Annotated in this window: 22 protein-coding genes and 1 pseudogene; 13 read left to right on the forward strand and 10 right to left on the reverse strand. The window is 65.9% G+C overall.

What is annotated here, in order from left to right; all coding sequences use genetic code 11:
- Positions 1-184: 184 nt before the first annotated feature.
- Both MKD38_RS04645 and MKD38_RS04650 read left to right on the forward strand, forming a co-directional pair.
- Positions 185-499, forward strand: a complete 315-nt coding sequence (locus MKD38_RS04645; RefSeq protein WP_116296858.1) for a DMT family transporter — start codon at positions 185-187, stop codon at positions 497-499.
- 132 nt (positions 500-631) lie between these two features.
- The gene (locus tag MKD38_RS04650) at positions 632-2488 is read left to right on the forward strand and encodes an ABC transporter ATP-binding protein (protein WP_252674876.1); all 1857 of its coding nucleotides are present in this window, start codon (positions 632-634) and stop codon (positions 2486-2488) included.
- Positions 2489-2520: 32 nt separating this feature from the next.
- On the opposite strand, the gene MKD38_RS04655 is transcribed toward MKD38_RS04650, so the two are convergent.
- The 4 genes from MKD38_RS04655 to MKD38_RS04670 form a co-directional block, all read right to left on the reverse strand.
- Complete coding sequence (locus MKD38_RS04655; protein WP_252674877.1) at positions 2521-3327, reverse strand: sterol desaturase family protein; 807 nt, start codon at positions 3325-3327, stop codon at positions 2521-2523.
- Between the two features lie 139 nt (positions 3328-3466).
- On the reverse strand, positions 3467-4846 hold the full coding sequence (locus MKD38_RS04660) for an MFS transporter (protein WP_252674878.1): 1380 nt from the start codon (positions 4844-4846) through the stop codon (positions 3467-3469).
- A 159-nt stretch (positions 4847-5005) separates the two neighbouring features.
- Entirely contained in the window at positions 5006-6280 is a 1275-nt protein-coding gene (locus tag MKD38_RS04665; RefSeq protein ID WP_252674879.1) for an iron-containing alcohol dehydrogenase, read from the reverse strand.
- A gap of 36 nt (positions 6281-6316) precedes the next feature.
- The gene (locus MKD38_RS04670) at positions 6317-7042 is read right to left on the reverse strand and encodes an alpha/beta fold hydrolase (protein WP_252674880.1); all 726 of its coding nucleotides are present in this window, start codon (positions 7040-7042) and stop codon (positions 6317-6319) included.
- Between the two features lie 136 nt (positions 7043-7178).
- On the opposite strand from MKD38_RS04670, the gene MKD38_RS04675 reads away from it, so the two are divergent.
- A complete protein-coding gene (locus tag MKD38_RS04675; protein WP_252674881.1) occupies positions 7179-7892 on the forward strand; it encodes a GntR family transcriptional regulator in 714 nt (237 codons plus the stop codon).
- Between the two features lie 111 nt (positions 7893-8003).
- Here MKD38_RS04675 and MKD38_RS04680 read toward each other — a convergent pair whose 3' ends face one another.
- Together MKD38_RS04680 and MKD38_RS04685 are read right to left on the reverse strand one after the other, a co-directional pair.
- Positions 8004-8330: a hypothetical protein gene (locus MKD38_RS04680; RefSeq protein WP_252674882.1), complete on the reverse strand. Its 327-nt coding sequence runs from the start codon at positions 8328-8330 to the stop codon at positions 8004-8006.
- 32 nt (positions 8331-8362) lie between these two features.
- Entirely contained in the window at positions 8363-9244 is an 882-nt protein-coding gene (locus MKD38_RS04685) for a helix-turn-helix domain-containing protein (RefSeq protein ID WP_252674883.1), read from the reverse strand.
- 241 nt (positions 9245-9485) lie between these two features.
- Here MKD38_RS04685 and MKD38_RS04690 point away from each other — a divergent pair, with 241 nt between their 5' ends.
- The 10 genes and pseudogenes from MKD38_RS04690 to MKD38_RS04735 all read left to right on the forward strand — a co-directional run bounded on the left by MKD38_RS04690 (position 9486) and on the right by MKD38_RS04735 (position 20860).
- Positions 9486-10724, forward strand: a complete 1239-nt coding sequence (locus MKD38_RS04690; protein WP_252674884.1) for an MFS transporter — start codon at positions 9486-9488, stop codon at positions 10722-10724.
- Positions 10725-10795: 71 nt separating this feature from the next.
- Positions 10796-11644 carry a dihydroorotate dehydrogenase electron transfer subunit gene (locus MKD38_RS04695; protein WP_252674885.1) on the forward strand — a complete coding sequence of 283 codons (849 nt, stop codon included), beginning with the start codon at positions 10796-10798 and terminating at the stop codon, positions 11642-11644.
- On the forward strand, positions 11637-12587 hold the full coding sequence (locus MKD38_RS04700; protein WP_252674886.1) for a dihydroorotate dehydrogenase: 951 nt from the start codon (positions 11637-11639) through the stop codon (positions 12585-12587). The genes MKD38_RS04695 and MKD38_RS04700 overlap by 8 nt, the downstream gene beginning before the upstream one ends.
- Positions 12588-12603: 16 nt before the next feature.
- Positions 12604-13875 (forward strand): hydantoinase/carbamoylase family amidase, encoded by a 1272-nt coding sequence (locus MKD38_RS04705; RefSeq protein WP_252674887.1) that lies wholly within the window; start codon positions 12604-12606, stop codon positions 13873-13875.
- On the forward strand, positions 13872-14915 hold the full coding sequence (gene pyrC, locus MKD38_RS04710; protein ID WP_252674888.1) for a dihydroorotase: 1044 nt from the start codon (positions 13872-13874) through the stop codon (positions 14913-14915). The genes MKD38_RS04705 and pyrC overlap by 4 nt, the downstream gene beginning before the upstream one ends.
- A 31-nt stretch (positions 14916-14946) precedes the next feature.
- Positions 14947-16368, forward strand: a complete 1422-nt coding sequence (aspA, locus tag MKD38_RS04715; RefSeq protein ID WP_252674889.1) for an aspartate ammonia-lyase — start codon at positions 14947-14949, stop codon at positions 16366-16368.
- A 123-nt stretch (positions 16369-16491) separates the two neighbouring features.
- A pseudogene (locus MKD38_RS04720) lies at positions 16492-17754 on the forward strand (malic enzyme-like NAD(P)-binding protein); the annotation flags it as partial.
- Between the two features lie 60 nt (positions 17755-17814).
- Positions 17815-18882: a porin gene (locus MKD38_RS04725; RefSeq protein WP_252674890.1), complete on the forward strand. Its 1068-nt coding sequence runs from the start codon at positions 17815-17817 to the stop codon at positions 18880-18882.
- A gap of 188 nt (positions 18883-19070) precedes the next feature.
- Positions 19071-19631, forward strand: coding sequence for a dihydrofolate reductase family protein (locus tag MKD38_RS04730; protein ID WP_252674891.1), 561 nt, complete (start codon positions 19071-19073; stop codon positions 19629-19631).
- Between the two features lie 284 nt (positions 19632-19915).
- On the forward strand, positions 19916-20860 hold the full coding sequence (locus tag MKD38_RS04735) for a DUF808 domain-containing protein (protein WP_252674892.1): 945 nt from the start codon (positions 19916-19918) through the stop codon (positions 20858-20860).
- 186 nt (positions 20861-21046) lie between these two features.
- On the opposite strand, the gene MKD38_RS04740 is transcribed toward MKD38_RS04735, so the two are convergent.
- From MKD38_RS04740 to MKD38_RS04755, 4 genes are all read right to left on the reverse strand, one after another.
- A complete protein-coding gene (locus MKD38_RS04740; RefSeq protein WP_252674893.1) occupies positions 21047-21970 on the reverse strand; it encodes an SMP-30/gluconolactonase/LRE family protein in 924 nt (307 codons plus the stop codon).
- A gap of 14 nt (positions 21971-21984) precedes the next feature.
- On the reverse strand, positions 21985-22956 hold the full coding sequence (locus MKD38_RS04745; RefSeq protein WP_252674894.1) for a Bug family tripartite tricarboxylate transporter substrate binding protein: 972 nt from the start codon (positions 22954-22956) through the stop codon (positions 21985-21987).
- A 94-nt stretch (positions 22957-23050) separates the two neighbouring features.
- Positions 23051-23986 carry a hydroxyacid dehydrogenase gene (locus MKD38_RS04750; protein ID WP_252674895.1) on the reverse strand — a complete coding sequence of 312 codons (936 nt, stop codon included), beginning with the start codon at positions 23984-23986 and terminating at the stop codon, positions 23051-23053.
- On the reverse strand, positions 23983-24666 hold the full coding sequence (locus MKD38_RS04755) for an RraA family protein (protein WP_252674896.1): 684 nt from the start codon (positions 24664-24666) through the stop codon (positions 23983-23985). Before MKD38_RS04755 ends, MKD38_RS04750 begins: the two co-directional genes overlap by 4 nt.
- Positions 24667-24692: the final 26 nt, after the last annotated feature.

Here is a 24692-nt window from a genome sequence, read left to right on the forward strand (position 1 = left end):
TATTTCCCCCGACTTCTGGACGTCCCATGGCATGACCATGACATGCCGACGATACCATGCTGCACCTCGCCACGGCGCATGGCAGTTCCGGCGATCCGGTACAATGCGCCCCTTTTCGAGGACGACCTCGCCCGCACCGGGTATGAATGTCCGGGACGGCCCGGCTCTTGATCAAGGAGCCATCATGGCTTGGATATATCTCGTCATCGCAGGAGTGCTCGAAGTCCTTTGGGCGTACTCCATGAAGCTGTCCGAGGGCTTTTCGCGCCCCGGCTACTCGGCCATCACCATCGTGGCCATGATTGCCAGCTTCGCCCTGCTTTCCCTGTCCATGAAAAGCCTGCCGCTCGGCACGGCCTACACCATCTGGACCGGCATCGGTGCCGTGGGTGCGTTCCTGGTGGGGCTGTTCGTGCTGGGCGAACCCGCCAGCGCAGCCAGAATCCTGGCGGCGGGGCTGATCGTCAGTGGGCTCGTCATGATGAAGATGGCTTCCTGACGGTAGCGCAGGCCTGCCCTGGCGCCTGCACCGCCTAGCTTGCGGGGGTAGAATCTGCGCCTCGCACCGAAGAAGGCCGCCCGGTCCGCATGCCGGCTGGATCGCGGGCCTTCTGCCGTTTCGGAGGACCCCGTGCTGCGCGCGTTCGAACGTCTGCTTGATCCCTTCCCGCCCGACGAGGCACCGCCGCCCCCCAAGGGCCTGGCGGCCTTCCTGTGGGCCTGCACCCGCGGCACCCGCCGCTACTTCGTCGCGCTGGCGCTGCTGAGTGCCGGGGTGTCGATCTACGAAGCGTGGCTGTTCTCCTTCCTCGGGCAAGTGGTGGATCTGCTGGCGGCGTGGCAGGGTAACCGGGACGCTTCGGCACAGGAGCAACGCGTGCTGTGGGGGATCGGCATCGTGCTGGTGACCAGCATCGGCCTGGTGGCGCTGCGCACCATGGTGCAGCACCAGGTGCTGGCGATCAACCTGCCGCTACGGCTGCGCTGGGATTTCCATCGGCTGATGCTCAGGCAAAGCCTGTCCTTTTTCTCCGATGAATTCGCCGGGCGCGTCACCACCAAGGTCATGCAGACCGCGCTGGCCGTGCGCGAGGTGCTGTTCACCTTTATCGAGATCGTGCTCGCCATCGGCGTGTACTTCATCACCATCATCGCGCTGGCGGGCGGCTTCGATTTCCGGCTGATGCTGCCCTTCATCGGCTGGATCGCGCTGTTCGGCCTGGCCATGCTGTACTTCGTGCCGCGGTTGGGCAAGGTCGGTCAGGAGCAGGCCCATGCGCGCTCGTCGATGACCGGACGCGTCACCGACGCCTACACCAATATCACCACCGTCAAGCTGTTCTCGCACACCCGGCGCGAGGCGCACTTCGCGCGCGCGGCGATGGAGGATTTCAAGGAAACCGGGTTCCGGCAGATGCGTCTCGTCAGCCAGTTCGAGATCGTCAACCAGGCCCTGGTGGTGGCGCTGATCCTGGCGGCGGGCGGCTATGCGCTGTGGCTGTGGCATCGGGCCGAGATCGGCACCGGCGCGGTGGCCGCGGTCACGGCCATGGCGCTGCGCATCAACGGCATGTCGCACTGGATCATGTGGCAGATGGCCTCGTTGTTCGAGAACATCGGCACGGTGCAGGATGGCATTGCCACGCTGACGCACGTGGCCAAGGTGCAGGACGCACCGGGCGCGCCGGCGCTGCAGATCCGGCGCGGCGAAGTGGAATTCGACCAGGTCCGCTTCAACTACAACGGCGAACGGCAGGTGCTCGACGGCCTCAGCCTGACCGTGCGTCCGGGCGAGAAGATCGGGCTGGTGGGCCGCTCCGGCGCGGGCAAGTCCACGCTGATCAACCTGCTGCTGCGCTTCTACGACGTGGACAGCGGCCGCATCCGCATCGACGGGCAGGACATCGCCCGGGTGACGCAGGACAGCCTGCGCAGCGCCATCGGCATGGTCACGCAGGACACCTCGCTGCTGCATCGCTCGATCCGCGACAACATCGCCTACGGGCGCCCCAACGCCACCGAAGAAGAGATCCACCACGCCGCCGTGCACGCCCAGGCCGATGACTTCATCCGCCAGCTGAGCGACCAGCATGGCCACACCGGCTACGACACGCTCGTCGGCGAACGCGGCGTCAAGCTCTCAGGCGGCCAGCGCCAGCGCATCGCGATTGCGCGCGTGATGCTCAAGAACGCCCCCATCCTGCTGCTGGACGAAGCCACCAGCGCGCTCGACTCCGAAGTGGAGGCCGCCATCCAGGAAAGCCTCGACGAAATGATGGAGGGCAAGACCGTGATCGCGATCGCCCACCGCCTCTCGACCATCGCCGCCATGGACCGCCTGATCGTGATGGACCAGGGGCGCATCATCGAGCAGGGCACGCACGCCGAACTGCTGGCGAAGAATGGCACCTACGCGCGGCTGTGGCGGCACCAGAGCGGCGGCTTCCTCGGCGAAGAACAGGAGGAGGTGCCGGACTCGGTGGAGTAGCGCGGCGGGCGATCGTCTGGCACGCAGACCGGCTAGGCGGCCATGGCCCGGCGTTCGTCTTCATCGAGCACGGGCCCGTCCAGCGTCACGCGCGAGTGGTCGGTACGGAATTTCCGGATGATCGGCTTTAGTTCTTCCTTGACGTGCGCTTCGCTGTAGCCGTTGAACAGGTGCCCGAGCAGGCCGCGGCGCAGGTCCGACGTGCCCATGATGTAGTCGGCGATCGGGAAGGTGAGGTTCATGTTGTACTTCATCATGATGCCCATGTTGTGATGCGCGGTGTGGTGGCGCCGGATCGTGTTGATGAAGGGCATGTTGCGCACGAACCAGTTGTCGTGCACGTGGCAGCAATAGTGGAAGGTCTCGTAGACCAGGTACTGCGCCACCATGGTGATGAAGACAAAGTAGCCGGCGTTGGCGTTGAAGATCAGCGATGCCAGGTAGCCCAGGCCACCGCCGCCCACGCCGAGCGTCGCCAGCACGCGCCACGGGAAGAACACGATGCGGAATTCGCGCGTGGTGTCGATGGTGGGTTCCTGGTCGGTGAAGTACTGGTGGTGCTGGCGCGTGTGGCGCTCATAGATCGCGCGCAGCGCAAAGACGTCGATGCGGCGGTGCATGACATAGCTGTGCATGAACCATTCCACGAAGTTGCCGGCCAGGAATACCGGCAGGATCAGCGCCCACTCCCAGGTTACGTGGTGCAGCCGCTGGATGGCCCACCACAGCGCGCCGGTGCCGACGCCGTAGATCACGGCGATATGCAGCAAGCCGTTGTAGAGCGGGCTGATATCGGCCTTGTATTGCTCCCTGAACTTGCGTTGGCGTTCCGTCATCATGATTGCATCTCCGTAAATCCGCGCCGAACTAACATATCAGTTGGATATAAAAGTGCGACGACCCAAAAAATGCCCCTGGTGGCCAGGGGCGCCAATGCAGGCGCGGCAGGACGCCGCGCGGCGAACCCGTGTCGAACCGTTAATGCGAGACTTCCTCCAGCGCCTTGCCGCGGGTTTCGACGCCCAGCAGCAGGACCACCGCTGCCGCCACCGCAAAGGACAGGGCGCCAAGCGTGAAGACACCGCCCTGCCCCGCCACCGGCAGCAGCACGCCGACCAGGTAGGGCCCGGCCAGCGAGCCGATACGGCCAATCGACGAAGCAAAGCCAGAGCCGGTTGCGCGCGAGCGCGTGGGATACAGCTCCGGCGTATAGGCATAGAGCACGGACCACATGCCGAACAGGAAGAACTGCATGCACAAACCCGCGGCGATCAACTGCTCCACCGGCAGCCGGTGCACGGCCGCCTGGCCATAGGCATACGCGGCCACGGCGCTGCCGATCAGCATCAGCGCGCAGGTCGGCTTGCGGCCCCACTTTTCCAGCAGCCATGCCGAAAAGATGAACCCCGGGATGCCGGCCAGCGAGATATAGACCGTGTAGAGCACGGACTTTGTCACGGCATAGCCCGCTTGCTGCAGCAGCGCACCGAGCCACGTGGTCAGCCCGTAGTAGCCCAGCAGCGCAAAGAACCAGACCGACCACAGCATGATGGTGCGGCGCGCGTAGGGGCCGCTCCACAGCTCCATGAAGCGCGCCTTGCGGCTCGGCGCCTGCGTGCCGCCGAAGTTGGCGGACACCGCCGGCAGCGGACGGCCCGAGGCGCGTTCCACGCGCTGCTCGATGCCGGCCATCACCGTATCGGCCTCGGCCTTGCGGCCGACGTCCTCCAGCCAGCGCGGCGACTCGGGCACCATGCGGCGCACCACGAACACGAACACGGCCGGCACCGCCAGCGCGATAAAGATGCCGCGCCAGCCGATCACGGGCAGCAGCAGGTAGGTCAGCGCACCGGCCGCGATAAAACCGATCGGCCAGAAGCCCTCCAGGATCGCGACATACTTGCCGCGGCTCTTCGCGGGCACGATCTCCGACACCATCGACAGGCCGATCGGAAACTCCATGCCCATGCCGAAGCCGAGCAGCACGCGATAGATCATCAGCGAGGTCACGCTGTCCGCCAGCCCGCACATCAGGCTGCCCACGCCCCAGAAGATCATGCTGACCTGGAACGCCGGCTTGCGGCCGAAGCGATCAGCCAGCAGGCCGGCGATAGCAGCGCCCAGAAACATGCCGAGGAAGCTGGAACTGGCCAGCAGGCCGGCCTGCGCCGCGCTCAGGCCGAATTCCGCCTTGATCGAGCCCAGCACGAACGTCATCAGGCCCAGATCCATCGAATCGAAAAACCACGCCGTGGCGATGATGCCGAACAGCGAGCGCTGGTAGCCGGTCATCGGCAATCGTTCCAGCCGCGCCGCGATACCGGCCTCCAGCTTGAGGGCGCCTGCAGACATGTCCATGGTTGTCTCCTGTGTCAATGAGCCGCGCTCTGTGGTGGCGCGCTTCGTAATATATTAGTTGCACATTTCTGATGTGCAAGTAATGGTTTACCGCCAAGCCAAGCAACCGCCGGCGGCAAACGAGCCGGGAAAGTGTGGGAGCAGTCCCCTGTCAGCGCCCTACGCCACGCGGCGTTGCTGCGCCGGAGCGTGCGTTTCAGCGGCCAGCGTTCCCGCCCACGCATTGCGGACGATGGCGGCGTAGCGCGCGGGCACGTCCGGCACCGGGAAGGCCTTGGCCAGGCGCGTGACAGCCAATGCATCTCGCACCAGCGCATCGATGTCGCCCTGCTCTATGCCGCAAGCCTGGAGCGTGGTCGGCAAGCCAACGGCTGCGACCAGTTCGCGCACCACGCCGGGCACGCGTGCCACCGCGATATCGGGATCGCCGTCAGCGATGCCCAGCAGGCGCGCAATCGCCAGCAATTCCTCCCGGCGCACGTCGGCCAGCGCATCGAGCACGTACGGCAGCATCGCGGCGTTGGTGGTGCCATGCGACAGGTGCGTCAGGCCCGCGACTGCGTAGGCAATGCCATGCACGGCGTTGAGTCCGGCGCTGCCATATGACAGCGCCGCATAGATGCTGGCGTAGCTCATGCCGATGCGCGCTTCGCGGTCGCTTCCGTCCTGGCAAGTGCGCAACAGGTACTGGCCGCACAGGCGGATCGATTCGTGCGCAAACAGCATCGTCAGCGCGTTGCGGCCGCTGTAGCCAGGATCCGCTTCCCCGCCGCGCTCAAAGCTGGCGGAGTCGAGCGTCAGGTAAGACTCGATCGCATGGGTCAGCGCATCGATGCCGGCATCCGCGGTGACCCGTGGCGGACAGGTGTAGGTGAATTCGGGATCGACCAGCGCCACGGCCGGGCGCAGCCGGTTGTCCATGACCGCCACCTTGGTCGCGTTGTCCGGATCGACCAGGATCGCGCCGGGCGTTGCTTCCGAGCCCGTGCCGGCCGTGGTCGGCATCGCGACCAGCGGCAGGATGGGGGTGCCGGCATCGATGCTGCCAAGGAACGCGCGCACGGGCTTGCCGTCGGGCAGGGTCAGGCACAGCGCCTTGGCCAGGTCGATATTGCTGCCGCCGCCGAGCGCGATGACATGGTCGACCGGCACGCCGCCGAGGCGTTGGCGCACCGCCGCCGTGGCCGCGTCGCACAACGTGGTGGTCGGATCGGGCATGCCGCCGTCATGGACCAGCAGCTCGACGCCGTGCGCGCACGCGCCGGCGACGAGTTCATCCACCCACGGTGTGCCACCAGTGAAGAACGTGTCCGTCACCAGCAGGCCGCGGCGATAACCGAGCCGGCGCAGCAGCGCAGGCAGTTGCGTACGGCATCCAGCGCCCATGACGAGCCGCGCCGGCGCGCAGAAATATGCGAGGTCTTCCACTCTCATGCTGTCTCCTTTGGGGGGATTTCGGCTTGTTGGGCGCTATGCCGGCTGCGCCGGCCAGCGTGCACGCAGATGGCGGGCAATCTCCCGCATGCGTTGCGTCAGCACGCCATGGCCGGCGCCCTGGAGCACGAGCAGTTCGGCGTCGGCAATGCCATTGGCCAGCATTTCGCCGTGGGCGAGCGGGCAATCGTCGTCTTCGCTGCCGTGGATGACGAGGGTCCGGCAACGCACCCGGCCAAGGGCGTCACGCTGGTCGGTGTGGCGGATCGACTCCCAGGTCCACGCCACCGTGCGATGGTCTGCTGCCTCGTGCAGCCCCAGCCGCCGCTCGCGCATGGCAATGGCTTCGAGCAACGCCTGGCGGGGCGCGGCGTCGAACCATCGCACCGCGTTCAGCTGCGGCGTGCCGGAGACCAGCAACAGCTCTGCAGGCGCCGGCTGTTTCGGGTTCTTGCGCGCACCGGCAAGATAAGCCAGCGCCACCGATACGCCCAGGCTCCATCCGGCCAGCACGAACGGGCCGCGCACGAACTTGCGGAGCGTGCGGCGCAGCACTTCGGCGCCCGCATCGAGCGAGCAAGCCTGCGCATCGGCCGGTGGTAGCGCCTTGCCGCGCCCCGGCAGGTTGGGCAGGACGAAGGTGCAGCGATCGGCCAGCTGTTGCGCCAACGGCATCCACGCGCCCCGCGTGCCCTGGATGCCATGCATGGCGACCACCGTCACCGGGCCCTGCCCTAACACCAGCACGTCATCGTCTCCCATGCCGTCTCCGCACACATCTAATATATTAGTCGGATAATAGCAGAAAACAAGGCATGCGCAAGCCTGCGGCCCGCTGTGTACAAAAGCTGCGTATGGCTCATATACAATGGGCTTTCCGTGCTCCCAGACCTTGGCCATGAACGCAAGAACCGCCACCCGCCCGCGCACTGCGGCCGCACCCGAGCCTGAAGAGGCAGCCAGCCAGCGCGGCAAGCTGACCGACCTCGCCTACGAGCAGATCGAGGAAGCGATCGTGACGCTGCAGCTGGCGCCGGGCAGCTCGGTGTCAGAGCTGCAGCTGAGCGAAATGACCGGCATCGGGCGCACGCCCATTCGCGAAGCGATCCAGCGGCTGGCGCGCGAGCACCTGATCATGGTGCTGCCGCAGCGCGGCTTGCTGATCGCGCCGATCGACGTCGGCAGGCAGCTGCGCCTGCTCGAAACCCGGCGCGAGGTGGAACGCCTGATCTGCCGCAGCGCCGCGCGCCGCGCGACGCCCGAGCAGCGCGATCATTTCAAGCGGCTGGCCAGGGAATTCGAACAGTCCTCACGCAACGGCGACGATGTCGCCTTCGTCCGCGCCGATCGTGAATTCAACGAACTCTGCCTGGTGGCGGCGCGCAATGAATTCGCCGAGGGCGCCATGCGGCTGATGCACGGCCTGTCGCGGCGGTTCTGGTATCTGCACTACAAGGAAGCCGCGGACCTGCCCACCATGTCGAAGCTGCACGCCGCCGTGGCCTCGGCCATCGCGCGCGGCGAGGTCGACGGCGCCGGCGCTGCGCTCGACGCGCTGCTGGACAATATCGAGGAGTTCACGCGGGCGACGGTGTTGGGGGACTATCGATAGGTCGCAGGGCGGGCACTCATTTCCGCCCCAGCCACCGTAGCCGCACCGAAGAACTGGCTGGCGAAGTCAGCACTGCCCGGCCTCACCGTTGACAAGCCCCATCCGGCCAACTCAAAAGAGCTGGCGCCGGCCATCATAGTCGAGAACGATCCGGTTCATCGCGCCCAGCAGCGCCTGTTCCCCGCCGCTAAGCGACTGCTCGATCGAGCGCATATAGCCCAGCAACTGCGCCTGGGCGGCATTGGCCACATCGGTGGTAATCCCCTCGTCGTCATGCAGGATCACATACGACCGCGCAAAACCGTAGACCAGGAAGTAAGCGGCGGCGTGGTCCGGATCGGCGGACATCAGGGCCAGCGATTGCTCCTTGACCTTGAGGAATGCGTCCGTTCCCGGCACGCTGCTGGCAAACTGCTCTGTAACCGTCTTGAAGTCCATGGATAGTCTCTCAGGGGAAAAAAACGAACCGCTTAGACCTGCTGCAGCATGCGCCGCAACAGTCCGGCACCATCGGGGCCCTTGTAGGCGCGTTGCCAGAGTGCCTCGACCATGTTTGTGTAAAGCGATACCGCTTCCGGCGCGGCCGTGACCGAGGCGATGCCCGCCGAAATGTTGGGAAATTCGCCGAAACGGAACGGACTGATGGCCACATACGAGCCGGTTGGCCGCTCAAAGATCTGGAACGTCGCGTTGGGCATGCTCTCGTTGACGATGCCGATCTGCATCCCCGCATGCTGCTGTTCCAGCAACACCGCGATGCGCTCCACTTCCGCGCGCGCCGCCAGCGATCGCTCCATGCGGGTCGCGGGAGGCAGGTCCATCCGGCCGATCAGCCCGAAATGGACGAATCGTTCAAGCTCGCGCAATCCGATCAGGCTGAGGATCGGCGCCGGGTGCGATGCATACGATTCCTTGCGCTCGCGCAGCAAGGCCATGATGGCCTGGATGCGGCCGTCGTCGTTATCGCCGCTCTCCCTGAGCATCTGCTCCAGGAAGCGGTCATAGTCCGGCGAGGTCAGCAGGAACGAAATCGGCTCGAAGTGCGCAAGGATCCGGGTCGCGCCTTGCTCGAGCTGGCGCATGCGTTCGATATAGGCGATGGCTGACGGGTAGTATTCCGTGCCCGCGCCGAGCAGCGATTCCAGCGAGGTATCGAGGATGCCGGCCAGGCGCTCGAGCGTCTCGATCTTGACGATCTCGCCCTTCTCCATGCGATAGACCGCTGCGCGGGAAATGCCCAGCACCTCGGCAATCTGCTCGGCACGCAGTTGCGCACCCAGCCGATAGGCACGCAGCCGCGCGCCCAGTGCCTCGAAGTCGATCCCGCCGATGCCGGTGGCGCGACGTTCCATATCTGTCTCAATAATTAGATTGATGTCACTATAGCATGGTGCCGGCGCGGCGCACATCCGTCGCTGCGGGGTCTAGGGAAAAACCCGGAAACACCGGAAAAACGCTTGCCATGCCGCGCGAGGCCGCATAGTCTAAAAAAATAGATTTTCACTGATGCCACTCAGTTCCTTTGTGCCATACGCCACGAAGGTAGCGGCGTAGTGCTTTTTGAGACCCATTCAGTCTAAAAATGGAGACAGCATGACAAGCCAGCCCCTCACCCAACCGGTCGCCGCGACGGAGGCGCCGACTTCGCCGTACGCGTGGAAAGCCCTGGCCGGCTCCGCCATCGGCTACGCCATGGACGGGTTCGACCTTCTGATCCTGGGCTTCATGCTGCCGGCGATCAGTGCCTCGCTTCTGCTGACCACCGGCCAGTCCGGTGCGCTGGTCACGTGGACGCTGGTCGGGGCCGTGGCCGGCGGCATCATTTTTGGTGCGTTGAGCGACCGCTATGGCCGCGTCAGGGTGCTGACGTGGACCATCGTCTTGTTTGCGGTATTTACGGGCATGTGTGCCCTGGCCCAGGGCTTCTGGGACCTGCTGGTCTACCGGACCATAGCCGGCATCGGTCTCGGCGGCGAGTTCGGCATTGGCATGGCGCTGGCCGCCGAGGCGTGGCCGGCCAGCAAGCGCGCGCGCGTATCGTCCTATGTCGCGCTGGGCTGGCAATCGGGCGTGCTGATGGCGGCGTTGCTGACGCCGTTGCTGCTGCCGTTGGTGGGTTGGCGCGGCATGTTCGTGATCGGGGTGCTGCCGGCGCTGGTGGCATGGTTCATCCGCAACCGGCTGCATGAGCCCGAAGTGTTCGTGCGCAGCGCACGTACGGAGAAGAAGCCCAATGCATTCCGGCTGCTGGTCGCGGATGGCAAGACCACTCGCACCAGCCTGGGCATCGTGATCCTGTGCTCGGTCCAGAACTTCGGCTACTACGGCATCATGATCTGGCTGCCGACCTACCTGTCCAAGACCCTTGGCTTCTCGCTGACCAAGTCGGCCTTGTGGACCTCGGTAACCATCGTCGGCATGATGATCGGCGTCTATGTCTTTGGCCACCTGGCGGACCGCATCGGCCGCAAGCCGACCTTCCTGATCTTCCAGGCGGGCGCGGTGGCAATGGTGCTGGCCTATGCCAGGCTGTCCGATCCCATGACCATGCTGTGGGCCGGCGCCGTCATGGGCATGTTCGTCAACGGCATGATCGGCGGCTATGGCGCGCTGATTTCCGAAGCGTACCCGACCGCGGCCCGGGCCACCGCACAGAACGTGCTGTTCAACATCGGCCGCGCCGTCGGCGGGCTGGGGCCGATCGTAGTCGGCGCCATCGCCGCGGCGTACTCGTTCCAGCTGGCGATCGCACTGCTTGCGAGCATCTACGTGATCGACATGATCGCGACCGTCTTCCTGATCCCCGAACTGAAGGGCGTGGAACTGGAATAACGCCCGAACCACGCACCAGCCATTGCTCCGCTGCGCCGCCCGGCGCAGCGCCATCCTCAGGAGTCACCAACATGTGTGCCACCGTGTGTAGCGCGGATTCCGCGGCTACCGTAGCCTCCTATCGCTGTCGAATCGTTGAACACTACTGGGTCAACCAGCGCTACAAGTACATCCGGCTCGAATCGGAGGCCCCGATCGCGGCGATGACCCGGCCGGGACAGTTCTACCAGCTCAGCTGTCCCGCCACCGCCGATGCCCAGCCCTTCCTGCTGCGGCCGATGAGCGTCTATGGCGCCGGCCCGGAAAGCGGGCGCATCGAGTTCCTCTACAACGTGACCGGCGTTGGCACGCGCGCAATGGCCACGCTCCCGGTCGACGGCCATCTGGACATCGTCGGTCCGCTTGGCAACACGTTTACGTTCGAACCCTCGTTCCGGCGCATTCTCGTGGTCGCGCGCGGCGTCGGGCTCGCGACGATGGCGCCGCTGATCCGCCAGGCTGCCGACGCCGGCACGGCCATCACCGCGATCATGTCGGCGCGCACCTCGGGCGACCTGATGGAAAAAGAGTTCCTGCGCGGCGCCAGCGCAGAGGTGCACGCCGTGTTCGATGCCGACGGCACTTCCTCGGTCGAGGCGGTCGAGGCCCTGGCCCGCCGCCTGATCGAGACGCAACGGCCCGAGGCGGTCTACACCTGCGGCTCGCATCGCCTGCTGATGCTGCTGCAGCGCGTACTGGAGGACCACCCTGGCGTCCGGGGCGAGGTCGCGATGGAGCAGCGCATGGCCTGCGGCATGGGCGTGTGCCTGTCGTGCGTGCGGCTGTTCGATTGCGACGGCGACAAGCAATTCCTGCGCGTCTGCCGCGAAGGTCCCGTTTTCAAGATTCGCGAAGTGGTGGGGGAGGTGGAATTTGGCTGATCTGACTGTCCGGGTTGGCGACCTGACGTTGCGCAACCCCGTGATGCCCGCATCCGGCTGCTTCGCCATCGAGTACCGCGAGGCGATGGATCTCAACCGGCTGGGCGCGCTGGTCATCAAGAGCGTCTCGCCCAAGTCGCGGGCGGGCAACCCTACCCCGCGCGTGGCGGAAACGTTCAGCGGAATGCTGAATTCGATCGGCATTCCCAGCAAGGGACTCGACCACTACCGCAAGGAAGTCCTGCCCGCCTATACGCGATACGACACGCCCGTCGTGGTATCGATTTCCGCCGATACGGCCGAAGAGTTCGGCGCCGCGTGCGAAGAGATGTCGTTGCCGGAAGTCGACGTGATCGAGGCCAATATCTCCTGCCCCAACCTGGAAGCCGACGGCATGGCCTTTGCCATGTTGCCCGAGACCACCTACAAGGCCGTCTCCGCGATTCGGCGCCGCACCCGGCACCCGTTCTGGGTCAAGCTGACGCCTAACGCCGGCAATATCGCCGCGGTCGCGCGCGCGGCCGAGGAAGCCGGTGCCGATGCGATCGTGATGGGCAACACCGTGCTCGGCATGGCGATCGATATCCGCACGCGCAAGCCCAAGCTTGGCAATGTCATGGGCGGCCTGTCCGGGCCGGCGATCAAGCCGATTGCCCTGCGGCTGGTGCACCAGTGCTATCGCGCCGTGCGCATCCCCATCATCGGCTGCGGCGGCATCCAGAGCGCCGAGGACGCGATCGAGTTCATGCTGGCAGGCGCGTCGGCGATCCAGGTCGGCACCGCCTCGTTCCGGGATCCCGGCATCATGGCGAAGATCATCGCCGGGCTCGATGCGTACTGCGGGCAATCCGGCATCGCATCGATCCGCGACCTGACCGGGCAGGTGATCCTCGACCGCCAGCTCAGCGACCGCTGGCTGCGCTTCGCGCAGCAGTCGGGTTGAGCAACGGGACATGCCCATGGATATCCTTGAACTCAAGCCACTGGCGGAACAATTGTTCGCCGACATCGGCGCGCTGACGTTCGACGGCGTCGGCATTACCCGCGACAGCTATGGTGCCGGCGAATCGGCCGCGGCCGACTACCTGCGTCGCTTTGCCGGGCAGCACGGGCTGGACGTACAGAGCGATCGCGCGGCGAACCTCTTGTTCGCCCTGCCCGATGAAGATTCGCACGCGCCGGCCGCATGGGTCGGCTCGCATGTCGATTCTGTCCCACAAGGCGGCAACTTCGACGGCCTCGCGGGAATCGTCGCTGGCCTGCTGTGCCTGATCGCACGCAAGGCGCAGGGCGGGTGCGGCGCCGCGCCGCTGCGCGTGATCGCCTTTCGGGGCGAGGAAAGCGCCTGGTTCGGCAAGGCCTACCTGGGATCTGGCGCCGCGCTGGGCAAGCTTGGCCCGGACGACCTGGCGCTGAAGCACCGCAGTTCGGGCAAGACACTTGCCGATTGCATGGCCGCGGTCGGCGCCGACGTCGAGGCCATTGCGGCACAACAACCCTTGTTCGACCGCGCGGCAGCCGCGGCATACCTGGAATTGCATATTGAACAGGGCCCGGTGATGGTGGCCCGCAAGCTGCCGCTGGCGGTGGTGCCCGGTATTCGCGGGAACATCCGGCACAACCGCATTGCCTGCCTCGGCGAACCTGGCCATTCCGGTGCGGTGCCGCGCTGGCTGCGCAAGGATGCGATGTTCGCCGTGGCCGAGCTGATCACGCGGCTCGACGAACACTGGAAGGTGCTGCTCGAGCGCGACATGGACCTGGTGGTGACCACGGGTGTGGTGTCCACCGACCCCGCGGAGCATTCCATTTCACGGATTCCCGGCAAGGTTGAATTCAGCTTCGAGGTTCGCAGCAAAAGCGTGGACACGCTGGAAGGCTTCTACCAGTTGCTGCGCACGGAGTGCAAGGCCATCAGCCGCGACCGCGGCGTGCATTTCGAGTTCGACCGCCGTATCGAATCGGCACCGGCGACGATGGACCCGGCGCTGGCTGGCCTGCTGCACGACGCGTGCGCCGGCGCCGGACTCCCGATCGAAATGGTGCCGAGCGGCGCCGGACACGACGCCGCGCTGTTTGCCAATGCCGGCATCCCCACCGCCATGCTCTTTGTCCGCAACGAGCACGGCTCGCACAATCCGGACGAAGCGATGGACCTGGACGATTTCATGCTCGGCACTCAAGTCATGTATCGGGCACTCGAAGGCATCCGCGCCGGGAGGCAGCCATGACCGTGCAGGCCCTGACCATCCGCCGCCCGGACGACTGGCACCTGCACCTGCGCGACGGCGACCTTCTGCGCGCGGTGCTGCCGGCGTCCGCCAGCCAGTTCGGCCGCGCCGTGGTAATGCCCAACCTGAAACCGCCGGTCACCACCGCGCAAGCCGCCATCGCCTATCGTGAACGTATCGTTGGCGCATTGCCGCCGGGGTCCGCCTTCACGCCGTTGATGACCTGCTACCTGTGCGACACCACCACCGCGGCGGAGATCCGCGCCGGGTTCGACGCCGGTGCCTTTGCCGCCGCAAAGCTGTATCCCGCTGGCGCCACCACCCATTCCGAGTACGGCGTGACCTCGATTGACCGCATTGCGGGCGTGCTGGCCGTCATGCAGGACATCGGCATGCCGCTGCTGGTCCATGGCGAAAGCACCGATCCGGCGGTCGATGTCTTCGATCGCGAAGCCGCGTTCCTGCAGGCCACGCTGCGGCCCCTGCTCGCGCGCTATCCGCGCCTGAAGGTGGTACTGGAACACATCACCACCGCCGAAGCCGCCGATTTCGTCCTTTGCGACATCAGCGGCAGGCTGGCCGCCACCATCACGCCGCAGCACCTGATGTTCAACCGCAATGCCATGTTCGCGGGCGGCATCCGGCCGCACTACTACTGCCTGCCGGTATTGAAGCGCGAGCGACACCGGCTGGCGCTGCGCCGTGCCGCGACCTCGGGCTCGCCGGCGTTCTTTCTCGGCACCGACTCGGCGCCGCACGACACCGAAGCCAAGCAATCTGCCTGCGGTTGTGCAGGGATCTTCAGCGCGCCCGTCGCGTTGCAAGCCTACCTGACCGTGTTCGAGGAGGAGCACGCCCTGGATCGCTTCGAAGCTTTCGCCAGCGAAAACGGCGCGCGCTTCTACGGCATGCAGCCCAACCAGGAGACCGTCACCTTCCATCGCAGCCCCATGCACGTGCCGGAGCAGGTCGAACTGCCGGACGGCCGGCGCATCCGCCAGTTCCTCGCCGGCGAGACGCTGCCATGGATGCTGGCCTAGCCAACGCCAACCCTAATCGGATCGCATCACCATGACCAATACCTATCGCACCGAAGCCGACCTGCTTGGCGAACGCCACGTGCCGGCCGACGCCTACTACGGCGTCCACACGCTGCGGGCCTGGGAGAACTTCCAGATCAGCGGCACGCCCATCTCCTCGTGGCCCGAGCTGATCATTGCACTGGCATCGGTCAAGCAGGCTGCCGCCGAGGCCAACGCCGAGCTTGGCCTGCTGCCTGCGAACCTGCGCGACGCCATCCTGGCCGCCTGCCATGACGTGCGCGAGGGCATGCTGCACGACCAGTTCATTGTCGACACAATCCAGGGCGGAGCCGGCACGTCGACGAACATGAATGCCAATGAGGTCATCTGCAATCGGGCGCTCGAGCACATGGGTCACGGCAAGGGCGAATACCGGTTCCTGCACCCCAACGAGCACGTCAACATGGCGCAAAGCACCAATGACGTCTATCCGACCGCACTGCGCATTGCCACGTACTTTGCCATCGAGCACCTGCTCGAAGCGATGGAAGTCCTGCGCGCCGCCTTCGAACGCAAATCGACCGAGTTTTCCGGCCTGCTCAAGCTCGGCCGCACCCAGTTGCAGGATGCGGTGCCGATGACGCTGGGCCAGGAGTTCTCGACCTACGCGGTCATGCTCGAAGAAGACATGGCGCGCCTGCGCGAAACCGCCTTGCTGATCCGCGAGATCAACCTGGGCGCCACCGCGATCGGCACCGGCATCACCGCGCACCCTGACTATGCGCCGAAGGCCTTGTCCGCGCTGCGCCGCATCACCGGCATCGACCTGTGCCTCGCGCCCAACCTGGTGGAAGCCACGCAGGATTGCGGCGCCTTCGTGCAGATCTCCGGCGTGCTAAAGCGTATCGCCGTCAAGCTGTCCAAGACCTGCAACGACCTGCGGCTGCTGTCGAGCGGGCCGCGCGCCGGCTTTGGCGAGATCAACCTCCCGCCGATGCAGGCGGGCTCGTCGATCATGCCGGGCAAGGTCAACCCCGTCATTCCCGAGGTGGTCAACCAGATCGCCTTCGAAGTGTTCGGCAACGACACCACCATCACCTTTGCCGCCGAGGCCGGCCAGTTGCAGCTCAACGCCTTCGAGCCCGTGATTGCCGCCAGCCTGCTCCGCAGTTTCAGCCACCTGACCAACGGCTGCCTGACGCTGGCACACAAGTGCGTCGACGGCATTACCGCCAACCCCGAACGCCTGCGCGAGACCATCGAGCGCTCGATCGCGCTGGTCACGGCGCTCAATCCCGTGATCGGCTACAAGAACGCAACCTCGGTCGCCGCCGAGGCCCATGCCAGGGGCACCACCATCCGCGAAGTGGTGCTGGCACGCGGCCTGATGACCGCCGAGGCGCTCGACGAGGCGTTGCGCCCTGAAACCCTGATCCGCCCGCGTGCCGACAAGCTCGGCGGCAAGCCATGAACGGCAGGCACGGCAGGTACGGCGGCGGCGCCGCGTAGCCCTTAACAACAGATCCTTTCCCGGCCGCTCGCCCGTCATCACGGGCGGTGGCCCCCTTTTGCCCGAATTTTCCTCAAACCCACCATGGACGACGCCTTCAAGCAAAGCGCCCTCGCCTACCACTGCACCCCAACACCCGGCAAGATCTCGGTCACGCCGACCAAGCCCCTCGACAACCAGCACGACTTGGCGCTGGCCTATTCGCCTGGCGTGGCCGCCGCCTGCGAGGCCATCCACACCGAGCCTCTCAACGCCCGGCACTACACCGCCCGCAGCAACCTCGTCGGCGTGGTCACCAACGGCACGGCGGTGCTGGGACTGGGCAACCTCGGGCCGCTCGCGGCCAAGCCCGTCATGGAAGGCAAGGCCTGCCTGTTCAAGCTGTTCGCGGATATCGATGTCTTCGACCTGGAGCTGGCGGAGACGGACCCCGGCAAGCTGGTCGATGCCATCGCGATGCTTGAGCCGACCTTCGGCGGCATCAACCTCGAAGACATCAAGGCCCCGGAGTGCTTTCACGTCGAACAGGCCCTGCGCCAGCGGATGCAGATCCCGGTGTTCCACGACGACCAGCATGGCACCGCGATCATTGCCGCCGCGGCGATCCTGAACGGCCTCAAGGTGGCCGGCAAGTCCATCGACCGCGTCAGGCTGGTGTGCTCCGGGGCCGGCGCCGCCGCGCTGGCGTGCCTGGACCTGCTGGTCAGCCTTGGGCTGCCGCGCGGCCACATCGCCGTGCTCGATTCGCGCGGCGTCATCCTGACGGACCGGCAAGCGCTCGATCCCAGCAAGCGCCGCTTCGCGCAGGACCCCGCCATCTACGCGGCGCGAACCCTCGGCGAGGCACTGGAAGACGCCGACGTGTTCCTGGGTTGCTCCAGTGCGGGGGTGCTCAAGCCTGCCATGCTGCGCGGCATGCGCGAACGGCCGCTGATCCTGGCGCTGGCCAACCCCGAACCGGAAATCCGCCCGGAAGCGGCGCGCCAGGCGCGGCCGGACTGCCTGGTCGCGACCGGCCGCTCCGACTATCCCAACCAGGTCAACAACGTGCTGTGCTTCCCGTTCATATTCCGGGGCGCGCTCGACGTGGGTGCGACCACGATCACCGAATCGATGAAGCTGGCTTGCGTACACGCGCTGGCCGCACTGGCCGAAGAGGCGCCCGGGCCTGAAGTCGCCGCCGCCTACCCAGGCAAGTCATTGGCATTCGGCCCCGACTACCTGATTCCTACGCCATTCGATCCGCGCCTGATCACCCGCCTGGCACCGGCAGTGGCCCAGGCGGCCGCCGATGCCGGCGTGGCGCGACGTCCGATCGAAGACATGGCGGCCTATCGCGCGCAGCTCGCGGCGCGCCGCCGGCAAGTTTTTCCACACCACACCAACTGAAAACAAACGGAGGAGACCATGCATCTGAAACACCAGGCCGTGGCAGCGGCCGCCATGGCCGCGAGCCTTGCACAGCCGGCCCTGGCGCAATCCAGCGTCACCCTGTACGGCCAGGTCGACGCCTTCGTCGGCAGCATCCGCGCCTCTGGCGGCGAGCGCACGGCCATCGTCGGCGCCGGCGGCATGCAGACTTCCTACTGGGGCATGCGCGGCACCGAAGACCTCGGTGACGGGCTCAAGGCGATATTCGACCTGAACGGGTTCTACCGCGTCGACACGGGCCGCTTCGGCCGCTCCGATACCGACGGCTTCCTGACCCGCAGCGCCTATGTCGGGCTGCAATCCTCGAAGTACGGCACGGTGCGGCTCGGGCGCAATACCACGCCGTATTTCCTGTCGACGATCCTGTTCAACCCGCTGGTCGATTCCTACAATTTCGGCCCGTCGATTTTCCACACCTACAGGACGGCAACCGATGGACGCGTGTTCGATCCCGGCATCATCGGCGATTCCGGATGGTCGAACTCGGTCGTGTACTCGTCGCCAACCGCCGGCGGCCTGACGGTGAACCTGATCTATGCATTCGGCGAGCAGCCGGGCAGCAACGGCCAGAACAAATGGGGCGGCAACGTAACCTGGTTCAACGGCGCCTTCGCCGCGACGGCTGCATTCCAGCAGGTCAGGTTCAACGCCGTCCCCGGCGACGTGACTGCTCCCGCGGCCCTCGCCGGTTTCGACAAGCAGACAGCGGCGCAACTGGGCGTCTCCTATGACTTCGGTGTCGCCAAGCTGTTCGGGCAGGCACAATACATCCGTACCGCCATCAACGGCGCGCAGGGCGATATCCGGCACGCGAACGGACAAGTGGGCGCGTCGATTTCTGTCGGGGCGGGCAGTGTGTTGGCCTCCTACGCCTATGGCAACACTCGCAACGAGGTGGCCGGGATGGGCCGGCATACGGCCGCCATTGCCTATGACTACAACTTGTCAAAGCGGACCGATCTGTATGCCGCGTATTTCTATGACCGCGTAACAGGGCGGCCGCATGCCGAGACGATCGGTGCCGGCATGCGGCATCGGTTCTAGGGTCAGTACCGCCGGAGTGTTGGCCGTTACGCCGCCACGGACTCCCGTGCAAACGCTTGCCCGAGTCCCGGCCGTGATCAGCCATACAATGCGATGAACGCCTTCGGCTAATCGAAAACGTTCGCCGCGGCGAGGCATTTTTCGACAAGCGATATTCCACCGGACCGCACGACCCGGAGCAGACTCGCATGGGACTTCTAACCTTCAGCCTCAACATCACCCTGGACGGCTGCGTCGACCACCAGGAGGGTATCGCCGACGACGAGACGCACGCCTTCTTCACCCGCCTCATGGACGAGGCTGGGGCGATGCTGTGGGGCCGCACCACCTACGAGATGATGGAGAGCTACTGGCCCGCGGTCGCCCGTGGCGATGTGGAGGCGCCGCCGATGGTGCGCGAATGGGCGATCAAGCTGGAGACCAAGCCGAAGTACGTCGTGTCGTCGACGCGAACGGACTTCCCGTGGACCAACAGTCATCACATCGGCGGCGATCTGTGCTCGGGCGTGCAAAAGCTCAAGGACGCGACGCCGGCCGGCGTGCTCCTCTGTAGCGGTACGCTGGCGACCGAACTGGACCGGCTGGGTCTGATCGACGAGTACAAATTCCTCGTCCACCCCAGGATCGCCGGCCACGGCCCCACCCTGTACCAGAGCGGGCTGCCCGACACACGGCGGCTTGAGCTGGTCTCGGCGAAGCCGCTCAGCAACGGCGCGGTTGCCATGCACTACCGTCGCGCGCGCGACTGACCATCGTTGCGGCGGCCCGCTCGCCACAACAAGCTACCTCCAAGTCGAGATGCCTGCCGGTGCGGAACTGATCGCATGTTTTACAATCTCGCCGGCTGACCCTGAAACCCCGCGATACCGGCACATTCCCGAAGGCCAGGCCACCATTGACGATGCCGGCCGGCGCGATATGCAACGGCGGCCGGTACAAAACCTGCTTTAGCGGATCCACGACATCGAGGAGCATGACCGAATGACCAACCGGCTGCATCAGCGGCAGCTTTGCCGCGCGCGGAGGCCCTGACATGGCGGGTTCGAGCTTGCTGGTATTGATCGACGACATCGCCACCATCCTGGACGATGTCGCCGTCATGAGCAAAATGGCGGCCAAGAAGACCGCCGGCGTGCTGGGCGATGACCTGGCGTTGAACGCGCAACAGGTCAGCGGCGTGAAGGCGGAGCGCGAGCTGCCGGTGGTATGGGCCGTCGCGCTGGGGTCGATCCGCAACAAGGTGATCCTGGTGCCGGCGGCGCTGGCGATCAGCGCCTGGGCTCCGTGGGCCGTGGTGCCGTTGCTGATGATCGGCGGCGCGTTCCTTTGCTACGAAGGCTTTGAAAAACTGGCACACCGGTTCCTGCACAGCAAGGCCGAGGACGCCGTGCACCATGCGCGTGAAGTCCAGGCCGTGGCGGACCCCGCCGTCGACATGGTCGCCTTCGAGAAAGAGAAGATCAAGGGCGCGGTCCGCACCGACTTCATCCTGTCGGCGGAAATCATCGTGATCTCGCTCGGCACCGTCGCCAACGCGCCCTTCGGCCAGCGGCTCGCCGTCCTGTGCGCGATCGCGGTCATCATGACGGTCGGCGTCTATGGCCTGGTGGCGGGCATCGTCAAGCTCGATGATGCGGGCCTGTACCTGAGCAAGCAGGCATCGGCGGGGCTGCGCTGGCTGGGGCAGGGCCTGCTCCGGCTGGCGCCGCTGTTGATGAAGACCTTGTCGTTCGCGGGGACGGCGGCGATGTTCCTGGTGGGCGGCGGCATCCTGATGCATGGCATCCCGGCAATGCACCACGTGACCGAAGCCGCCGCACTGGCCGTGGCGTCGGTGCCCGCAATCGGCGGCGTGCTGGCGGTGCTGGCGCCGGTGGTGCTGGACGGCATTGCCGGCATCGTCGCCGGCGGGCTGGTGCTGGCGGTAGTGAGCGTGGTGAAGGCGGGGATGCGGGCGGTGCGGCCTTCGGCGCGCTAGGCGCCGGCGGGGCGAGTGCTGTCGGTCAGAGTTCTCATAGGCTTTCCCTGGCCTAATCAACCTGCGCTTAGCTACTCAGCCGCTTGTCGAAATACCCATGCCAGTAGAGACCGGCATGACGCCGCCCGAGGACAGGCCGGCTACGTACCGGCCCCAGGCGGGTCAAACCTGAGCGGCCGATGCCTGTCAACCCCCCATCCCACCATGCACCGGCGCGCCCCCTTCCGGTACCCTCGCACCCAGAATCGATCCCGTCGTGGATTCCGTCATCAGCAGCGTCTTGCCGTCATCGCCGCCGAAGCACAGGTTGGTCAGCGACGCGCCCACCGGCGTGCGAATGACTTCGACCGGCTCGGCGCGATGGTTCAGCACCCAGACATAGCCGAGCCCCGGATTGGCAACCAGCAGGAACCCGTCGGCACGCATGGCCAGCCCGTCCGGACCGCTCGGCCCGTATGACGTGAAGAACTGCCCCACCTTGCTGACGGAGCCGTCGGCCTGCAGCGGTACGCGCCACACGCAGTTGCCGCGCGTCATGGCGACATACAGCACCTTTTCGTCGGGCGACAGCACCAGGCCATTCGGGCTTGGCGCATTGTTCAGCAGCACATCGAGCTTGCCCTCGGGCGACAGGCGGTAGACGCGGCCAGTGGGGTCGTGCATGCCGGTCTGGCCCTGGTCCGTGAAGTACAGATTGCCCGCCGAATCGAAGGTCAGGTCGTTGACGCCGCGGAAGCGTTCCGAATTCCGGCGTTCCAGGAACGGCGTCACCGCCCCGGTCTGCGGGTTCAGCCGCATCAGCCCGTTGCGGTAGTCGGTCATCAGGAAGTCGCCGCCGGCCAGGCGCTTCATGCCGTTCGGCTCGCCGTCGTATTCGGTCACCAGTTCCCAGTCGCCCTGCAGCGATACGCGGAACACGCGGCCATAGGGGATATCGGTTACCCACAGGTGGCCGTCCGCCCAGACCGGGCCTTCGAGGAATGACTCCGTCACCGCGCCGCCGCGATTGGCCAGCGACCAGGCGTTGTCCCGGTCCTGCCGCCGAAACGATTCCGGCAGGCGGGTAAGCACCGTGGCGTCGCGGACGGTGGGTTGCTGAAGCAGCATCATCGTGGTCCTCGCTGTTACTGCTTTTCGATATTGGCCTTCTGTGCCACGGCCGCCCATTGCGCGGTTTCCCGCTGGATCAGCTGTGCGAACCCGCTGCTGTCCAGGCTGCCCGGCTGCGAACCCATTTGTGCCAGGAATTGCTTCATGTCAGGCGATAGTAGCGCTTTTTGAATTTCGGCCTGCAGACGGGTGATCACCTCGGCCGGCGTTCCCTTCGGCGCCGCCAGGCCCGACCAGTTGAACAGGTTGAACGTCGGCAGCCCGGCTTCCGCGAAGGTCGGCACATTGGGGAACACCTCGAGCCGGCTCTTGCCGCTGATGCCAAGCAGCCGCATCTGGTTGCCCTTGACCTGTGCCAGCGCGGTCGGCGTCGACACCACCAGCAGATCGACGCTGCCGCCCAGCAGGCCCACCATGGCTTCGCCGGCGCCCTTGTAGGGCACGTGCATCAGCTTGATCCCGGCGGCCTGCTGGAAGGCCTCGGCGGAAAAATGCGGCGAGCTGCCCGGGCCGCCGGTACCGAATGTCACTTCACCTGGATGCGCCTTCGCGTAACGGATCAGTGAGGCCAGGTCCTGGAAGCGTGAATCTACCTTGACCCCAACCACTACCGGCGAGAATGCGAACGGGGCGATCGGCACGAGCGCGGTCTGGTGATCCCAGCTCAGCTTCCTGAACACATAGGGCAGCGTGGTGTAGGAGTTGTCGTTGGCCAGCAGCGTATAGCCGTCGGCCGGCGCCTTGACGACCAGCGTGGTGCCGATGGTGCCGGAAGCGCCCGGCTTGTTCTCGACCACGAAACTCTGGCCGGTCTGCTCGGTCAGCTTCTGCGCCACCTTGCGCGTCACCACATCGACGGCGCCGCCCGGGGGATTCGGCACGACAATGCGCACAGGCTTGTCCGGGTAGGCCGCCAACGCCGGCGCCGCACTGGCAGCGGCAATCGCGGCGAGCACTGCAAACAGACCAAATTTACGATGAACCATCATTGTCTCCTGGCAGCCGCGGCCGATCCGGCTTGATGTCAGCCGGCCGCGCTGCCCGCATGTTTTATTGCCCAATGAAACGTCGAAGCCTCGCTCAGACCGCCGCGGCAGAGCCCTGCAGCACGGCAATCACATTCTTCGCGGCCCCCACCCCCATGTTCACGTAAGCCGCATCGCTGACGCCGCCGATATGCGGCGACAGGATGAGGTTCGGGATCTTCTGGAACGGGTGCGGCACGGCCATCGGCTCGACCGCGAAGCTGTCGAGGCCGGCTGCGTAGAGCCTGTCGTCGAGCGCCTCGGCCAGCGCCGGCTCGTCGATCAGGCCGCCGCGCGCGGTGTTGACCAGGATCGCGCCGGGCTTGAACAGCGCCAGCGTCTCGCGGTTGAGCATGCCGCGGTTTTCGTCGGTCAGCGGGCAGTGCAGCGACACCACGTCCGCTGCCTGGTAGAGCTGCGGCAGCTCGCTGACCAATGTGACACCTGCGGGCACTGCCTGCGCATAAGGATCGAAGGCGATTACGCGCATGCCCATGGCGAGGCCGGTCGCCGCAACGCGGCGGCCGATCTCGCCCAGGCCGACGATGCCCAGGGTGCGACCATTGAGCTCGATTGTCTTATGGATGGACTTGTCCCAATGGCCGGCGCGCATGCGCTCGTTCAATTGCGGCACCGACTTGGCACAGGCGAGGATCAGCGCCCAGGCATGTTCGGCCACCGCGGCGGCGTTGGCGCCGACCGCGGCCTTCACCGCGATGCCGCGCTCGGCCGCGGCCTTCTGGTCGATCACGTCGATGCCGCTGCCGTGCTTCGAGATCACCTTCAAGGCCGGCGCCGCATCCATGACCTCGGCCGTCACGCTGCCATAGCGCACGATGATGCCGACCGGGTTGTGCTGCCGCGCCAGCGCGACCAGCTCGGCGCTCTGCGGCTTCTTGCCCGCGAACACGATCTGGTAGTCGCCAAGCAGCGCGAGCGCTTCCGGTGCCAGGTCCGCACCCGTGACGATAATGACGTCCCTGCCGGTCACAGCGCTTCTCCCTGCTTCAGCACGCCGGCCGTCACCAGCGACGCCAGCAGCCAGGGCGCGGTGGTATTGCCCTCCTTGATCTGCGCGATGCGCATGGCTTCGGCCTCTTCCTTCTTCGCCGCGGCATCGAGCAGCGCTTCGATCTTGCCGCGCTCGACCACGACCAGGCCGTCGGCATCGCCGCAGATATAGTCGCCCGGGTTCACCGTGACGCCGCCGACCGAAATCGGATGCCCGATGCGGCCGCCGACTTCCTTGGTCGGGCCGTTGGGATTGGTGCCCACCGAAAACACCGGGAACTGCATGTCCTCCAGTTCCAGGCTGTCACGCACGGCGCCATCGATCACCACGCCGGCCAGCCCGCGCTGGCGCGCGGCATGCATCATGATGGTTCCCATCAGCGCGGAGGTCTGGTCGCCCTTGCCGTCCACCACCAGCACATCGCCGGGCTGCGCCAGCGCCAGCGCGGCGTGGATCATCAGGTTGTCGCCGGGACGGACTTCGACGGTGAAGGCGGGACCGGCGACCTTCATGGTCGGGCGCAGGGCGCGGATGCGGCCATGCAGGGCGCCGCGGCGTCCGCCGACATCCGACAGGATCGCCGGCTGGAAGCGGGCGGCACGCTCGATGATGGCGGCGGGTACGCGCTCGAACGATTTGATGATGTTGGGCAAGGTCATGGAAAACTCCAGCAAGATGAGAGGGA

Origin of the sequence: Cupriavidus sp. WGlv3 (genome assembly GCF_023952475.1) — a bacterium.
GTDB lineage: Bacteria > Pseudomonadota > Gammaproteobacteria > Burkholderiales > Burkholderiaceae > Cupriavidus > Cupriavidus phytorum.

Coding starts and splice junctions, on each gene's coding strand:
- MKD38_RS04660 (WP_252674878.1), bottom strand. CDS start 4,846: ATGGACATGTCTGCAGGCGCCCTCAAGCTGGAGGCCGGTATCGCGGCG.
- MKD38_RS04725 (WP_252674890.1), top strand. CDS start 17,815: ATGCATCTGAAACACCAGGCCGTGGCAGCGGCCGCCATGGCCGCGAGC.
- MKD38_RS04675 (WP_252674881.1), top strand. CDS start 7,179: ATGAACGCAAGAACCGCCACCCGCCCGCGCACTGCGGCCGCACCCGAG.
- MKD38_RS04655 (WP_252674877.1), bottom strand. CDS start 3,327: ATGATGACGGAACGCCAACGCAAGTTCAGGGAGCAATACAAGGCCGAT.
- aspA (WP_252674889.1), top strand. CDS start 14,947: ATGACCAATACCTATCGCACCGAAGCCGACCTGCTTGGCGAACGCCAC.
- MKD38_RS04740 (WP_252674893.1), bottom strand. CDS start 21,970: ATGATGCTGCTTCAGCAACCCACCGTCCGCGACGCCACGGTGCTTACC.
- MKD38_RS04690 (WP_252674884.1), top strand. CDS start 9,486: ATGACAAGCCAGCCCCTCACCCAACCGGTCGCCGCGACGGAGGCGCCG.
- MKD38_RS04665 (WP_252674879.1), bottom strand. CDS start 6,280: ATGAGAGTGGAAGACCTCGCATATTTCTGCGCGCCGGCGCGGCTCGTC.
- MKD38_RS04695 (WP_252674885.1), top strand. CDS start 10,796: ATGTGTGCCACCGTGTGTAGCGCGGATTCCGCGGCTACCGTAGCCTCC.
- MKD38_RS04705 (WP_252674887.1), top strand. CDS start 12,604: ATGGATATCCTTGAACTCAAGCCACTGGCGGAACAATTGTTCGCCGAC.
- MKD38_RS04730 (WP_252674891.1), top strand. CDS start 19,071: ATGGGACTTCTAACCTTCAGCCTCAACATCACCCTGGACGGCTGCGTC.
- MKD38_RS04685 (WP_252674883.1), bottom strand. CDS start 9,244: ATGGAACGTCGCGCCACCGGCATCGGCGGGATCGACTTCGAGGCACTG.
- MKD38_RS04645 (WP_116296858.1), top strand. CDS start 185: ATGGCTTGGATATATCTCGTCATCGCAGGAGTGCTCGAAGTCCTTTGG.
- MKD38_RS04755 (WP_252674896.1), bottom strand. CDS start 24,666: ATGACCTTGCCCAACATCATCAAATCGTTCGAGCGCGTACCCGCCGCC.
- MKD38_RS04680 (WP_252674882.1), bottom strand. CDS start 8,330: ATGGACTTCAAGACGGTTACAGAGCAGTTTGCCAGCAGCGTGCCGGGA.
- MKD38_RS04735 (WP_252674892.1), top strand. CDS start 19,916: ATGGCGGGTTCGAGCTTGCTGGTATTGATCGACGACATCGCCACCATC.
- MKD38_RS04745 (WP_252674894.1), bottom strand. CDS start 22,956: ATGGTTCATCGTAAATTTGGTCTGTTTGCAGTGCTCGCCGCGATTGCC.
- pyrC (WP_252674888.1), top strand. CDS start 13,872: ATGACCGTGCAGGCCCTGACCATCCGCCGCCCGGACGACTGGCACCTG.
- MKD38_RS04670 (WP_252674880.1), bottom strand. CDS start 7,042: ATGGGAGACGATGACGTGCTGGTGTTAGGGCAGGGCCCGGTGACGGTG.